Annotated in this window: 12 protein-coding genes and 1 tRNA gene; 6 read left to right on the plus strand and 7 right to left on the minus strand. The window is 64.6% G+C overall.

Going from position 1 to position 14,081, the window contains the following annotated elements:
• Nucleotides 1-6: 6 nt before the first annotated feature.
• Genes ABFK29_RS09620 through ABFK29_RS09630 form a run of 3 tightly spaced genes read right to left on the minus strand, consistent with a single transcriptional unit; the run spans nt 7 to nt 1,233 of the window.
• Nucleotides 7-150, minus strand: a complete 144-nt coding sequence (locus ABFK29_RS09620; protein ID WP_005863404.1) for a hypothetical protein — start codon at nt 148-150, stop codon at nt 7-9.
• Between the two features lie 49 nt (nt 151-199).
• Entirely contained in the window at nt 200-661 is a 462-nt protein-coding gene (locus tag ABFK29_RS09625; RefSeq protein WP_005863406.1) for a disulfide bond formation protein B, read from the minus strand.
• The gene (locus tag ABFK29_RS09630) at nt 658-1,233 is read right to left on the minus strand and encodes a VTT domain-containing protein (protein ID WP_040605139.1); all 576 of its coding nucleotides are present in this window, start codon (nt 1,231-1,233) and stop codon (nt 658-660) included. The genes ABFK29_RS09625 and ABFK29_RS09630 overlap by 4 nt, the downstream gene beginning before the upstream one ends.
• A 111-nt stretch (nt 1,234-1,344) precedes the next feature.
• Between ABFK29_RS09630 and ABFK29_RS09635 the strand changes: the two genes are divergently transcribed.
• From ABFK29_RS09635 to ABFK29_RS09650, 4 genes are all read left to right on the plus strand, one after another.
• Nucleotides 1,345-1,430 (plus strand) — tRNA-Leu (locus ABFK29_RS09635).
• Nucleotides 1,431-2,329: 899 nt separating this feature from the next.
• Nucleotides 2,330-2,491 (plus strand): hypothetical protein, encoded by a 162-nt coding sequence (locus ABFK29_RS09640; protein ID WP_005857376.1) that lies wholly within the window; start codon nt 2,330-2,332, stop codon nt 2,489-2,491.
• Between the two features lie 217 nt (nt 2,492-2,708).
• A complete protein-coding gene (locus tag ABFK29_RS09645; protein WP_005857378.1) occupies nt 2,709-5,993 on the plus strand; it encodes an Ig-like domain-containing protein in 3,285 nt (1,094 codons plus the stop codon).
• Nucleotides 5,994-6,150: 157 nt separating this feature from the next.
• Nucleotides 6,151-6,540, plus strand: coding sequence for a response regulator (locus ABFK29_RS09650; protein ID WP_005857380.1), 390 nt, complete (start codon nt 6,151-6,153; stop codon nt 6,538-6,540).
• Nucleotides 6,541-6,567: 27 nt separating this feature from the next.
• Here ABFK29_RS09650 and ABFK29_RS09655 read toward each other — a convergent pair whose 3' ends face one another.
• Nucleotides 6,568-7,143 (minus strand): nucleotidyltransferase family protein, encoded by a 576-nt coding sequence (locus ABFK29_RS09655; protein WP_232281535.1) that lies wholly within the window; start codon nt 7,141-7,143, stop codon nt 6,568-6,570.
• Nucleotides 7,144-7,621: 478 nt separating this feature from the next.
• Here ABFK29_RS09655 and ABFK29_RS09660 point away from each other — a divergent pair, with 478 nt between their 5' ends.
• Nucleotides 7,622-8,986, plus strand: a complete 1,365-nt coding sequence (locus ABFK29_RS09660; protein WP_347100389.1) for a DUF2254 domain-containing protein — start codon at nt 7,622-7,624, stop codon at nt 8,984-8,986.
• Between the two features lie 567 nt (nt 8,987-9,553).
• On the opposite strand, the gene ABFK29_RS09665 is transcribed toward ABFK29_RS09660, so the two are convergent.
• Nucleotides 9,554-10,861, minus strand: coding sequence for an HlyC/CorC family transporter (locus ABFK29_RS09665; protein WP_005857386.1), 1,308 nt, complete (start codon nt 10,859-10,861; stop codon nt 9,554-9,556).
• A gap of 93 nt (nt 10,862-10,954) precedes the next feature.
• Here ABFK29_RS09665 and ABFK29_RS09670 point away from each other — a divergent pair, with 93 nt between their 5' ends.
• Entirely contained in the window at nt 10,955-11,587 is a 633-nt protein-coding gene (locus ABFK29_RS09670; RefSeq protein WP_005857388.1) for an alpha/beta family hydrolase, read from the plus strand.
• A gap of 56 nt (nt 11,588-11,643) precedes the next feature.
• Here ABFK29_RS09670 and ABFK29_RS09675 read toward each other — a convergent pair whose 3' ends face one another.
• The gene (locus ABFK29_RS09675) at nt 11,644-12,579 is read right to left on the minus strand and encodes a tyrosine recombinase (RefSeq protein WP_005857390.1); all 936 of its coding nucleotides are present in this window, start codon (nt 12,577-12,579) and stop codon (nt 11,644-11,646) included.
• Complete coding sequence (locus tag ABFK29_RS09680; RefSeq protein WP_050772379.1) at nt 12,576-14,081, minus strand: hypothetical protein; 1,506 nt, start codon at nt 14,079-14,081, stop codon at nt 12,576-12,578. Before ABFK29_RS09680 ends, ABFK29_RS09675 begins: the two co-directional genes overlap by 4 nt.

Here is a 14,081-nt window from a genome sequence, read left to right on the forward strand (position 1 = left end):
GGGCCGTCAGCGCCAGAAGGCCACGTAGTCGATCAGCCAGTACAGTTTCTTTCCCAGAAACAGCAGGTTGGCCCCGTTGAACAGCGTCAGGTCCCAGACGATCAGGATCGCGATGATCCCGCCGAGGATGAGGGCCAGTCTGTTGGTCATGCCGCGCTCCGCTTGCCTCTGCCGGTCATGCCAGAGCGCGCGGGCGCTGTCACGCCTTTGCGCGGACCGCGAGCACGAAGAGCATGGCAACCACCGCCGAGGCGACGATATTGAGGTTCGCCATCGACAGGCCGAACATTTCCCATGGGATCTCGTCGCAGCGGATCACGGGCGCGTTCATGATCTGGTTGAACAACTCGTCGGTGCTGAGGTCGCCGACCGGGCCGCCAGAGCATGTCGTCGGACCTTCCCACCAGCCACGCTCGACACCGGTGTGATAGATCGCGATGACCGAGGACGACCCGGCCCCGGCAGCACCGATCCACAGAAGCGCCCGGGCGGGAACGAAAAGCGCCAGAACCCCTGCGACGATCGCGGCAAAATGGCCGTAGCGCTGCCAGTAGCACAGTTTGCAGGGATACAGCCCGCCGATGTACTGAAAGCCGAGCGCCCCGAAGATCAGTGCGGCGGAACCGAGGGTGGCGAGCAGGGTCAGTGTCTTGCGGGTCATATGTATCTCAGCACAAGGAAGCCACCGACAAGAAGCGCGACGAACAGGGTGAAGACAAGCCCGAGATACCTCTCGATGAAATCACGAATTGGTGCGCCGAAAGCGTAAAGCAGCCCGGCCACCACGAAAAAGCGGATCGCGCGGGCGACAAGCGCGGTCGTGAGGAACGTGGCCAGTGGCATCGCGGTCCAGCCGGACATGATCGTGATGACCTTGAACGGAAAGGGGGTGACGCCGGCGATCAGCACGGCCCAGAACCCGGCGCCGTTGAAGGTCGCGTTGAACTCCGCCATCTTGTCGGCCTTGCCGAAGAATTCGAGGATTGGCTGACCCAGCGTTTCGAAGAAGAAGAAGCCGATCCCGTAACCGAAGAGACCGCCCAGCACCGACGATCCGGTGGCGACAAGCGCGATCAGCCATGCGCGGGACGGCGCCGCCAGGATCATCGGGATCATCAGGACATCCGGCGGGATCGGAAAGATCGAGGCTTCGATGAAGGAGACAAAGGCAAGCGCGAGCAGTGCGTGCTGCCCACCCGCCTGCGCCATGGTCCAGTCGTAGATGCGGCGCATCGCGCACTCCTTTTCGCTGTCGCAGCGATTGAACATGGCGGACCCGGGGCGTCAAGCTGTGCGGTTTGACACTTTACGACGCGCTTTGGGGCCGCTAAATGTCGGGTCCGGGCCCAAGTGGCGGAATGGTAGACGCAGGGGATTCAAAATCCCCCGGCCGAAAGGTCATGTCGGTTCGAGTCCGACCTTGGGTACCAGCCTGAAAATCAACGGATATTGACGAACGGCGCGTGGTTATCCGCGCGTCTTTTGCCGTCGGGGCGCGCGCATCTGCGGACCGGCGGTCATTGGCGTCTTGTTGGACGGGTCGGCCGTATCTGCAGATCTGGCGCTGGTATGAGGGTGCCCAAGGCGCGCGCAGATACCCCTACGATGCCCATCCACTGGGCGGGTAGGGGGGTGCCTCGAAGCGGTGTGGCCACTGTCGTGCGGTCTGTTCGCGGCGGCGGCGCCTGCAAGCCGTCCGAGGCGGTTCGGGGCAAGAAGGCTTTCCACGGACAAGGCGGATTACCGGCGGACAAGTGCGGGCTTAACTACGCGCATTCCGGGTCCGTCGGCATGAGCGCCATGAAAGCGGGCCGTTTTGGGCACCATTCAACCATGGCGGGCGTAATCCTGCGCCACCGTGCGTTCATGAAGAAGAAAAGGCTTGCTGCGAACACAGTCAGAAAAATGCGTTATTTTGCGCAAAGCTGGCGCGCGGCCGGGGATTCATGGCGTCCCGGGACTTGGTCCAGGTGAAATCCGGCCGAAAAAAGGCATGAATTTCGAGTAGCCGCCTCTCCTTAAGGTTGAATATGACCGGACTACGCGGTATCTTTGGATGATTCGGGCGAATTTGTCTTTGCTTGACGCGCTCTTGTGGCCAATTGAGCCCCGTTTGGGGAATTGGTTCGCCAAAAAGGACAAACGGACCGGATGTGTAGCGGCCTGACGCGCATTCTTCTGCCGATTTTTGGCCCTTACACCATTGTTTCCATTTCACTCATAAGTATCGTCGCTCAATCAGAGGTGTACCTATATTTGGTGTGCGGATGTTTGATTCTGTCAATATGTTGATTTACAGGTTTCTTTTCTCGCTACAAACCTCACCCAGATGACCGAGAAGACTGCCTTTTTTCGCCAGATTTGCGGCGTGGATGCGGCAGAGGTTGCCCCGTTTGCGCCATTTTTCCTTTCCGACTGGGGCAGCTTCGCCGTATTAACGTTTCAAGCCCAACTGGGGGGTGAAGACATTGGCCACGGGGGCGGCCGCTGAGCAGCTCGGGTTCGGATGACCCGGCGTGACGCGAGGGAGGAGTATTCTCCCGTGCCGCTTATGGTGTTCTTCGTCCACGAAATAAAACGTGGGCAGAGGCAGCACCCGACACGTCGGAACATCCAGAGCAGATGAGGAAACGGGCAGTGCCGTGGGCATTGTCATGGTGCGCTTGCGCCAGGGGCATGCCCCCACGAAGATATGAAGGGTCTTGATTATGGCTGACTTGGTTCTGGATTGGGGTCTTCTGGGCGCCTACGGCACGGAGCTGACCGACACCGACTTCTTGGGCGGCGGCGTGTCCGCGACCGTCGACACGGGTGGTGTCGCAGTGGACATCACTTACGATGGGCTCGTGCCCGGCGCGCAGGCTTTCACCTTCAACGCACCTGCCTATGTCGCAGACGGTGAAGACTTCGACCCGCAGTCGCACCTGAAGCTCTTCGGGGATGCGGCGGGGCAGCCGCAAGAGACGTCCACGACCACCCTGGATTTCCGTTCGACAGAGTCCGCGCTTTATACCAACAGCGTGCAGAACGTGTCCTTCCGCCTGAACGACATCGACGCCGGGACCATGGGCGACAAGTCTGACGAGGCTGGCTCCTTCGAGGACATCGTGACCGTCACCGCCTTCGATATGGCGGGGAACCCCGTTCCGGTGACGATCACTCCGTCGGGCACGGCGGCGGTCTCCGGCTCCACCGTCGACGGTGAAACACGTTCCGACGACTTCGAGTCGCCGGAGGCGTCCGCGCTCGTCGAAATCGAAGGCCCGATCAGCCAGATCGTGATCGAGTATGCGAACGGCGGCGTGTCCGACCAGCGCGTGCTGATCTCCGACATCGAGTTCTCGACCGTGGACGTGGACGGCAACCTGCCGCCAGACGCCGTCGATGACAGCATCACAACGGGTGTCGACACACCGGTCACCTTCGACCCGACCGACAACGACACCGATCCGGATGGCGACCCGATCGTCTGCACCACCGTCGGCATTCCGCCGACCGGCACCGCCACCCTGAACCCCGACGGCACAGTGACGTACACGCCCGAACCGGGTTTCGAAGGCACCGTGACGTTCGACTACACCGCGGACGACGGCAACGGTGGGACCGACACCGGGACCATCACCGTGACCGTGGGCAACCCGGGCAACCAGCCCCCGGTCGCCACCGACGACGATGCCGTCACGGCCGAAGACCAGCCGGTCACGATCGACGTGCTTTCCAACGACACCGATCCGGAAGACGACACGATCACGATCACGGAAGTCGGCACGCCTGCCAACGGCACGGCGGTCATCGATCCCACGACTGGCGGCATCATCTACACGCCGAACGACGGGTTCCTCGGAATCGATACCTTCACCTACACGGTGACGGACGGCACGCCCGGCAACACCTCGACCGCCACGGTTAGCGTCGGTGTCACCCCCGACACCGCACCGCCGGCCAACATCCCGCCGGTGGCGATGGACGACATCGTCTCGACCGACCCGGCCACGCCGATCGTGATCGAGCCGCTGGCCAACGACACCGATGCAGATGTGGGCGACGTGCTGACCGTGACCTCCGTCGGGACGCCTGCCAACGGCACCGCGACGCTGGACCCGACCACCGGTGAAGTGACCTATACACCCAATGCCGGGTTCATCGGTGTGGAACGCATTCCCTACACCATCGACGATGGCAACGGTGGCACCGACTCGGCCGAGATGATCGTGGGTGTCGGCATCGACATTTCCGAAGGCCGCATCGACACCGACGTGTTCCCGGTTCCGCCGGCGCTGCAGCCCTTCGACCCGCTGAACGGCTTCGACCAGGATCCGGATCCGTCCGACGACCTCGACTCCGAGACCGGCACCTCGGGTGCGGACTTGATCTCGACCGGGGATGACGACGACACCATCGTTGCGGGCGGCGGTGCGGATACCGTGCTTCCGGGCATCGACGACGACCTCGTCGATCTCGGCGGCGGCAACGATTACTTGTTCGACGTGCAGGGCGCCGACACGATCTCCGGCGGCCAGGGCAACGACACGATCATCGCAGGTATCGACACCTTCTCCGATTACGAGAACGACGATCCGGCCTTTGCACCGGGCAGCCCGCTGCGCGATGTGTTCGGCTTCACCAGCGACCCGAACCAGGAAGACGGCCGTGACTCTGTCGACGGTGAAGGCGGCGACGACTACATCGAAACCGGCGACGACCGCGACACCATCACGGGCGGCGGCGGCAACGACACCATCGACGGCGGCATCGACGATGACCTGATCCGTGGCAACCAGGGCGACGACTCGCTGATTGGTGGTCACGGCTCCGACACCATCGATGGCGGTCAGGGCAACGATTACATCGACGGCTCCAACATCGCCTCGCTTGAACTGACCGATGATATCGACGTCAACACCGAGAACGACCGTGACCTGCTGCAAGGCTTCCTTGGCAACGACACGATCTACGGTGGCGATGACGACGACACGCTGCAGGGCGGTTCGGGCGACGATTACCTCGACGGTGGCATCGACGACGACGAGATCTCCGGCGGCAGGGACAACGACACGCTGATCGGCGGCCAAGGCAACGACACGCTGAACGGCGGCGCGGGGATGGACGACATCCAGGGTGGGTCCGACCGCGACGTGATCTTTGTCGACAGCGCGGCGCATGGTATCGGCGACACCGTGGACGGTGGCTCCGGCGGCTTCGTCGATGTGGCCGACCCGGAAGATGCACCGAACCAGGACTACGATATCCTGAACCTGTCCGGTGTCGGCCGGCAGGACATCGACTGGCGCCTGACCAATGTGACGACGGACTCCAACGGCAACGGCATCGACGGTACGGTCGAGTTCCTCGACGGTTCCGGCGCCGTGACCGGCACCATGGACTTCTTCGAGATCGAGGAAGTCGTGCCCTGCTTCACCCCCGGCACGCTGATCGCCACCCCGCGCGGCGAACGGCTGGTCGAGGACCTGAAGGTCGGCGACCGGGTCATCACCCGGGACAACGGCATCCAGGAAATCATGTGGGTCGGTCGCAAGGACCTGACCGGCCACGACCTGGCGCGCAAGCCGCACCTGAGTCCGGTGCTGATCAAGCAAGGGGCTCTGGGCAACAACCTGCCCGAGCATGACACGCTGGTGTCTCCGAACCACCGTGTGCTGGTGGCAAACGACAAGACCGCCCTCTACTTCGAAGAGCGTGAAGTCCTTGTCGCCGCCAAGCACCTGCTGGGTCTGGATGGCGTCGAAGAGGTGGAAGTGGGCTCTGTTTCCTACATCCACATCATGTTCGAGCAGCATGAGGTCGTGCTTTCGAACGGCGCATGGACCGAGAGCTTCCAGCCCGGCGACTACAGCCTTGCCGGTATCGGCAACGCGCAGCGTCAGGAAATCCTGGAACTGTTCCCGGAACTGGCCGAAGCGGACGGCATCAAGGCCTACGCCTCTGCCCGCCGCTCGCTGAAAAAGCACGAGGCCGCGCTGCTGACACGCTGAACGACATATGCAGCCATCACTGCGAAAGCGGCGATAGGAGAAGGGCGGCCATTGAGCCGCCCTTTTTCTTTCCGAGGGTTTTATTGAAAATCAATAGTTTAACCGGATCGCAAGTTCTGTTCTTCAAGTTGGACGCGGGCTGAAGATGGCTGAACCGATGGCGAAAACAGACAAACACTGCCTTATCGTGGACGATCAGGAATTCGACAGGCGCATGATGCGTCGTGTCTTTGCCAAGCAGTGCCCGAATGTGCCGCTGCTCGTCGCTCGCGACCTGAAGGAGGCCCGCGAACGGCTGCGGGCAGGGCAGATCTCCATCGTCTTCCTGGACAACGCCCTGCCGGATGGCATGGGCGTCGATCTGGTTCAGGAAATGGCCAACGACAAGGCGTTGAAAGGGGTGCCGGTGGTGATCGTCAGCGACTTCCCGTCACCCTTCATGTACGCAAAAGCGAAGGCCGCCAATGTCTGCGAAGTCTGGGCAAAGCGGGATTTCGTCGGGCCATCAGTGCAACGGGTGATGACCCGTCATGCGCGGCTGAGCTGATCTAGGGAGTGGCCGTGTCGTCCCGACCTACTCGGCCGGGACACTCAGCTTTTGTGGGGGACCGCCACGCCATGCGTCCCAGGCTTCTGGCGTGTCCAGGTCGATCAGCGCCCGCTCGTCAGCCAGCGCGATCCGGCGCAGTCGATGCGCATTCGCCGTCAGGATGTCCCGCGCCCCTTGGTCGCCCGTAAGTTGCAGGATGGCGGAGAAGCAGTTGGCTGGAAACAGCACCGGGTGACCCGGTGTTCCGTCCGCTGCGGTTGCCTGCTGCAGCATCGGGTAGGGCGTGGCGCGGAAACCCTCGATCAGGAGCGAGATATCCTCCGTCTCGATCTCTGGCATGTCTGCGGGCAACACGATGACCGCCTTCATGCCGCGCGGCAGCATCGCGACGCCACGGCGAAGCGAGGCCGACATGCCGAGCTCCGCATCCGGAACGCCGACAAGTTGAACAGGCAAACCGGCCAGCGTCTCGGCCCTCGGGTGATCGTAATCCGGCAACGTCACGCAGACGTGCGCGCCGGTGGCCATGGCTGTCTGCGCCTGACGGCGCAGCAAGGGCTCACCCGAAACGACTTCGGTGAGCTTGTCTCTGCCGCGCATTCGGGAACTTGTACCGGCGGCGGGAATCAGGATGGCGATGTCTTGCATGACGAAGGATATAACGGCGAGCTGTTTGAAAAGACAGAAAATTCGTCGCTGCACCCGCACCGGTTGTGTGCTGCATTGCAGAAATCAAGTCCGGCAGAATATTGTCTGTGCGTCCATGCAACGGCAATTCGGCCTTGTTTCAACAGCGAAGCCGGGCGCCGTAACCGTCGAAACGAACGGTGCAGGAAGCAACTCTGCCGTGCATCTTCGCCATGTTGATTTTGCCGTTCGAGGTGCTGAGGCCGCATGCCAAGTGGCGCCGAACGTGAGTCTTGATTGTTCAGGCAACATGGCGTCCGTCCAACCGAGCCTTGGAAGGTGGTGAGGACGGATGAGCCAACGACGCGACTATTAATCGTCACGAGACGGCCGGCGGACCTCGCGGCGCTTTGCCCGACCGGTGCGACCGAGCTTGAACGGGACATCAGCCGTGACCCGTACCAAAGCGCCGCAGGGTGTCGCGACAACAGGGCTGGGCAACCGCTGCCGACGTGTTACCTCTGCATGGATGAAATCTTTGTTCTCTCTCCCAAAAAAGGCGGTGCGCGTGCTGCGTGGCCACCTTCGGCGCCTCTGGGTGCGTGTGACTGTCTTCGGCTTGCTGGCAGTGGCCGTGATCCCCTTGTCGCAACTCGTGGAACGGATCCTGCCGGAAGAGTGGCAAAGCCTGATCGCGGGGGCCTCCGTCGACCGGCTGCTGGACATCATCGCGGCGGCCATGTTGACGGTCACGACGTTCTCGCTGACGGTGATGGTTTCGACGAACCATGCCACCGCCTCGCAATTTACGCCACGGTTGCAACAGCTTATCCGGCAGGACACGGTCACGCAGAACACGCTGGCCACCTTCATCGGCAGCTATGTCTACGCGTTGACTGCGATTGTGCTGCGCGAGGTGAGCTATATCGGGGACGAAAAGGCGCTGGTGATGTTCGGCGTCACGGTCTTCATGCTGGCGCTGATTGTCTGGTCGCTGATCCGCTGGATGCAGCACCTGCAGTCGCTGGGCAGCCTCATCAGTTCCGCCCGGCAGGTCGAAGACAAGACCGCGCTCCAGTTCCGGCAGCGGCTCGACACGCCGTGCCTCGGCGCGGTGCCGTTGACCGAAGAGGTGCCCGAGGACGGTTTCGTCGTCATCGCCCCTGAAACCGGTTACGTCCAGATGATCCATCCCGAGCCGCTTCAGACCTTGGCAGAGGAGTTGAACTGCGACATCTATCTGCTTGCCGAGATTGGAGATTTCGTCTTTCTGAGGTCTCCGCTTGCCAAGGTCTGCGGCGCGTCCGACCTGGATGAGGACACGCGCAAACGGCTGTCCAACGCGCTGCATTCCAACATCGTCATCGGGGACGAGCGCACCTACGATCAGGACCCTCGTTTCGGGTTGATGACCATGGCGCAGATCGGGTCGAAGGCGCTGTCGCCGGGGATCAACGATCCGGGTACGGCGATCGACGTGATCAACCGGTGTGGGCGGATCCTGTCGGCGTATCGGGATGAGACGGAGGGTGATGGGGAGGCGCTGCACCCCCGGTTGCATGTCCGTCCGCTGGATGCCGAGGTGCTGATCGGCGACGCGTTCGATTCGGTGGCCCGGGACGGGGCAGCGGTGCGCGAGGTGCAGGAGCGTCTGCAGAAGGTGCTGGGCGGTCTCATGCGCCATCCGGATCCGGAGCTTTCGGAGGCCGCGCAATCGCGGGCGGACGAGTATCTGGAGCGGGCGAAACAGGCCCTCGACTGGGCGCAGGACCGCCAGCGGCTGGAACGGGCGGCGGAGCGGAGGGAAGGCGGCTGAGGCATTTTTCACGGTGAATAAACGCTAGGGCAGAAGACCTTACGTCAGGCGGATGATATTCTGTGGCTGTCGCGGGGGAGTGTTCCCGATGTGGGCTTTTTTGGCTGCCGTTGCCTTTTCTTTCCCGTGTTAATCCCCCGCGTCACCCTCAGGACGTACCGAGAAGACGATCGTCCGGCCAGTGAGCGAAAGCTGGCCGGACGGTTCGTTTCCTGCCGGTCCGGAGGGTGGGTCCGACGGGAGGGCGCGTTGGATCATCGGAACACCAAGCCACGAAACGCCCGTCATGCGGACGTGGACGGTGGCGCGGTTAACCCGGCGCCCGGTGCGGGCAAGACCTGTTGAAATGTGGTGAACACGGGAGGGTCGGTAACCCTTCGTTCACGAAGGTTATCGCGCTGTAAGGGGTGAAACGGCCGTTTCGACCCCTCGAACCGGCCGGTTGTTAACCATTTGCGCCGCAGTGCGGCGGAATTCCCTTGCGATGCGGTTAACGGCGGTTTTGTCGCAGCCGGACGGCGCGCCGGAGTGAAACTCCGGCCTACGGAATGTCGCGCACGGCGGTTGTCAGAGCGGCATGATCTTCAGCTTGGTGATGCGGTTGTTTTCGCGCGCGAGGACCTCGAACCGGAACCCGTGGAAGCTGAACACCTGGCCGACCGTCGGGATCACCTGCGACTCGTAGATCACCAGACCGGCGACGGTATTGGCCTCGTCGTCGGGCAGGATGAAATCGGTGGCGCGGTTGAAATCGCGGATCGTCATGTTGCCGTCGACCAGATACTGCCCGTCGTCTGTGAGCAGGAACTGGCTGTCCGCCTTGGGATCGTGTTCGTCCGCGATCTCGCCCACGATTTCCTCGAGGATGTCCTCAAGCGTGATGAGACCCTTCAACGAGCCATATTCGTCCACCACCAGCGCGAAGTGGGTCCGGCGGCGCAGGAACTGGCGCATCTGGTCGTCCAGCGCGGTTGTGTCGGGCACGAAGTAGGGCTTCATCATCACGTCGGTGACCTTGAAGCCCGCCAGCGCCTCGGCGATGTCCTTTTCGCCGGTGGTCAGCTTGTACATGGCGCGCAGCAGGTCCTTGGCGTGGATCATGCCGATGATGTTCTCCGGGTCGCCACGGAAGACGGGCAGACGGGTATGGCTCGATTCGAGGCACTGCTGGAGGATGTCCTGCGGCGGCGTGTCGGCGTCGATCATCTCGATGTTGGAGCGGTGGAGCATGATCTCTTCGACCGTGCGGTCGCCGAGGTCCAGCGCGCCAAGGATGCGGTCGCGGTCTTCCTTCTGCACCACGCCTTCGGAGTGGCCGAGTTGCAGCGCGCCGGCGATCTCTTCGCGGACGGCGAGGATCTGACTGTCGGGATCTGTCTGCACGCCGAACACGCGCAGCACGCCCCGGACCAGCAGGCGCACGGCGGAGACCACCGGCGCGAACAGCCGGATGACGAGCGCGATGGGCGTCGCGACCCGGGCGGCGGCGGTTTCGGGGTTGGTGATGGCGTAGGTCTTGGGCAGCACTTCGGCGAAGATCAGCACGAGCAGCGTCATGAAGAGCGTGGCCCAGGCGACACCGCTGTCCCCGAAGAGGTTGGTGAACAGCGCAGTCGCCAGAGAGGTGGCGAGGATGTTGACCAGGTTGTTGCCCAGAAGGACGGAGCCGATCAGCCGTTCGTTGTCCTCGGTGATCCGCAGAGCGCGCGCGGCGCCGCTCGATCCCCTGTCCGAGGCGGCGCGCAGTTTCCCGCGCGAGGCGGCGGTCAGCGCGGTTTCCGATCCGGAAAAGAAGGCGGACATCATGATGAGGCCGAGGATCGCGCCAGACGTGATCCAGAAGGCGGCGTCGAGGGTGCCGGGCTGCGGGTCCATGGGGGGTGTTCTCCTTGCTCTGGCCGGTTATGGGTGTGCTTGCGCGGCGGTTCAAGAGGCGCTTGCCGCGCAAGGCCATGGAAGGAGCATGACGTGACGCGGTTTCTGTTCGACGGCGATGCGGGCGCGCCCGTGACGGTGCTTCTGGCGCATGGCGCGGGGGCCGCGATGGACACGCCGTTCATGGCGGGGCTGGCGGCGGCCCTGGCCGGGTGCGGGCTGCGCGTGGCGCGGTTCGAGTTCGCCTACATGGCGGCGCGCCGGACGGGCGGGCCGAAACGGCCGCCGCCGAAGGTCGAGATGCTGTGCGGGGAATACGCGGCGGCGCTGGCCGATCTGCCGAATGGCGCCCGGGTGGTCATCGGCGGCAAGTCGATGGGCGGGCGCGTGGCGTCGCTGATCGCCGATGAGGCGTTTGCGGCGGGGCGGATCGCGGGGCTTGCGTGCTTTGGCTATCCGTTCCACCCGCAGGGCAAGCCGGAGAAGCTGCGCACCGAACACCTTGTCGGGCTGCGGACGCCGGCGCTGATCTGCCAGGGCACCCGCGACCCGTTCGGTACGGAGCAGGAGGTGGCGGGCTACGCCTTGTCCGAGCGTATCGCGCTGCACTGGCTGGCGGACGGCGACCACGATTTCGCGCCGCGCAAACGGGTGACAGGGCTGACGCAGGCGGATCACCTGAGCGACGCCGCGCGGGCCTGTGCCGGGTGGATCGGGGCGCTTTGACAGGGGTGTTTTGACAGGCGCGCTTTGACGAGAGCCGTTGGGGGCCGTCGGGGCGGTCAGTCCTTCGCCAGCGGGTGATGGTCGAGCACGAGATCGCGCAGCCGCTCTTCGAGGACGTGGGTGTATATCTCGGTCGTGGCCACGTCGGCGTGGCCCAGCAGGGTCTGGATCGCGCGCAGGTCGGCGCCGTTGGCCAGCAGGTGCGTGGCAAAGGCGTGGCGCAGCGTGTGGGGCGTGACCTCGGACGGGGGAACGCCCGCTTCGAGCGCGAATTCCTTGATGAGCATGTAGAAGGCGTGGCGCGTCAGGTGCCCGGCCTTGCCGTGCGACGGGAAGAGGAAGGGCGAGGGGACGGCGCCGGTGGCGGCCTGTGCCTCGGACGCGGCGGCATCGCGGGCCGAAAGCCAGGCGGTCAAGGCCTCGCGTGCGGGGGGAGACAGCGGGACCATGCGTTCCTTGCCGCCCTTGCCCCGGATCAACAGCATCCTCGGGTCGCCGCGCGCGGCGGAGACCGGGAGCGAGACCAGCTCGGTGACGCGCATGCCGGTGGCGTAGAGCACCTGCATCAGGCAGGCGTTGCGGGCGCGGTCGGCCTCGGTTCTGCCATGGTTTGCGGCGGCGTCGAGCAGCCGGTCCACCTGTTCGACCGAAAGCGTCTTGGGCAGGCGTTTCTCGCGGCCGGGGCCCGCGATCTGCACCGCCGGATTGTCCTCGCGCAGGCCCTCTTCGAAGGCGAAGCGGTAGATCTGCTTGATCGCCGAGAGCCGCCGCGCCCGGGTGGCGCGCGACAGGCCCAGCGTGTCGCAGTCGATCAGGTAGGATTCCACGTCCTTCTTCTGGGCCGTGGCGAAGTCGAGCGCGTGGTCGGTGAGCCAGTCGGCGACATGTGTGAGGTCGCGCTGGTAGGCGGCGAGCGTGTTGGCGGCGGCACCCCGCTCGGCCGCCATGGCTTCGAGGAAGAGGGGCAGCCAGCGGGACGGGGCGAGCGTCATTGCAGGGCACGCTCCGCGTCGAGGATCATGAGTTCAAGCGCGGCCCGCCGGGCCGTGTCCTCCAGCCCGAGCGCCCGGAAGGTGGCGATCGCGTCGGTCAGGTCCTGCCCGTTGCCTTCCGCGCCGGAGGCAAAGAGCGCCATGGCCCGCAGGATGACCTCTCCCAGACGGCCGCCGTCGAGTTGCGTGGCCAGGACCGGCGGCATGGTCGCGCCTTCCGAAAAACCTTCGGCGACGGCTTCGGCGTGGGGCAGGGGCGGCAGGTCTTCGGGGGTGAGACCGCGGGCAATGTCGGACAGGAAGCGCGCCTCGCGCCCGTCGTCGTCTTCCAGCGTCAGCGACAGGTCTTCGTAGCTGGCGGTCAGGAACCGCGCGCGGCGGGCCATCTGCTGCGCCCGCCCGTTCACGTCGACCTCTGCGATGGCCTCGGCATAGAGGTCGGCGAAGGGCGAAAGCATCCGCGCATGGGCCATTTGCGGCCAGACCTGCACCAGTGCGCGGGCCGCGCCTTCGGGCACGCCGCGTTTCAGCGCCGCCTCGAAATCCTGAAGCGCCTTCACCCGGTCCCAGATGCCGCCCGACGCGGCGGGCCGCCGCAGCGTGTAGATCCCCAACAGCCGGTTCGGCGGCAGGCTGCCCGCGCGGGCCAGCCGTTCGGCGGCCTCGATCTGTGTGCGCCAGCCGTTGTCGCCGGTCAGGTCCAGCACCGCGAAGGGCAGGGGCAGCGGCGCCGTGGGCAGCGGTTCCCCCAGCGCCTCGAACAGGCGGAATTCCAGCGGCGAGGGTCGGACCGGCGGCAGGAGCGCGCGCCCGTCGCCGGCCTCGGGGTCGAGGAAACGGGTCAGGAGTTCCGCCCGGCGCCCGCTGATGTCGCCCAGCGTCCGGGCGCTTTGCAGAATCAGCGCCGCGCGTTCCCAGTCACCCTTGCGTGCCGTGCAAAACACCCTGAGAGACAGGTCGGAGGACATTCTCGGCTGCACTTCGAGCTTGTCGCAGACCGGTTCCGACCGGCCCAGCAGAAGCGACAGGTCGACCCAATGGGCAAAGAGCCGGGGGTCGTCGACCCCGGTGATGTCCAGAAGGGCCAGCGCCTCTTCGACGGCGCCATGCGACGTCAGCCATTCGAGCCGCCCGTCGAGGAAGGCCAGCCGGGCATCGCCCGCGGGTGGCTCCGCCTCGGCGAGAATCAGCGTGCGCATCAGCCGCTGCATGGCGGGCACGGGCAGTTCCACCGCGTCGATCAGCACGGCCAGGTTCGCCGGGTCGGAGGCCTTCCACAACGTCACCGGCAGCCCGGTCGTCGCGGGCGACAACAGGCCTGCCGCGCTCGGGTCGGCCTCGGACAGGGGCGATGTTTCCACCGAAGGCGGCAGCGCGCCCTGTGCCACGGGTTCGGTCTGGGCCTGCGCGCTTTGCGCCAAGGTCAGGCCCATAACCAGCGCCACGGTCCCGCCGAGAGCCGCCCGCCGAATCCTGTTCGGGTTCATCGGCCCTCTGCCCAT

It is taken from the genome of Sagittula stellata E-37 (genome assembly GCF_039724765.1).
Classification (GTDB): domain Bacteria; phylum Pseudomonadota; class Alphaproteobacteria; order Rhodobacterales; family Rhodobacteraceae; genus Sagittula; species Sagittula stellata.

Excerpts from the sequence above, each read along its gene's own strand:
- ABFK29_RS09620 (WP_005863404.1), bottom strand. The coding sequence starts at position 150 with ATGACCAACAGACTGGCCCTCATCCTCGGCGGGATCATCGCGATCCTG.
- ABFK29_RS09625 (WP_005863406.1), bottom strand. The coding sequence starts at position 661 with ATGACCCGCAAGACACTGACCCTGCTCGCCACCCTCGGTTCCGCCGCA.
- ABFK29_RS09630 (WP_040605139.1), bottom strand. The coding sequence starts at position 1,233 with ATGCGCCGCATCTACGACTGGACCATGGCGCAGGCGGGTGGGCAGCAC.
- ABFK29_RS09640 (WP_005857376.1), top strand. The coding sequence starts at position 2,330 with ATGACCGAGAAGACTGCCTTTTTTCGCCAGATTTGCGGCGTGGATGCG.
- ABFK29_RS09645 (WP_005857378.1), top strand. The coding sequence starts at position 2,709 with ATGGCTGACTTGGTTCTGGATTGGGGTCTTCTGGGCGCCTACGGCACG.
- ABFK29_RS09650 (WP_005857380.1), top strand. The coding sequence starts at position 6,151 with ATGGCGAAAACAGACAAACACTGCCTTATCGTGGACGATCAGGAATTC.
- ABFK29_RS09655 (WP_232281535.1), bottom strand. The coding sequence starts at position 7,143 with ATGCGCGGCAGAGACAAGCTCACCGAAGTCGTTTCGGGTGAGCCCTTG.
- ABFK29_RS09665 (WP_005857386.1), bottom strand. The coding sequence starts at position 10,861 with ATGGACCCGCAGCCCGGCACCCTCGACGCCGCCTTCTGGATCACGTCT.
- ABFK29_RS09675 (WP_005857390.1), bottom strand. The coding sequence starts at position 12,579 with ATGACGCTCGCCCCGTCCCGCTGGCTGCCCCTCTTCCTCGAAGCCATG.
- ABFK29_RS09680 (WP_050772379.1), bottom strand. The coding sequence starts at position 14,081 with ATGGGCAGAGGGCCGATGAACCCGAACAGGATTCGGCGGGCGGCTCTC.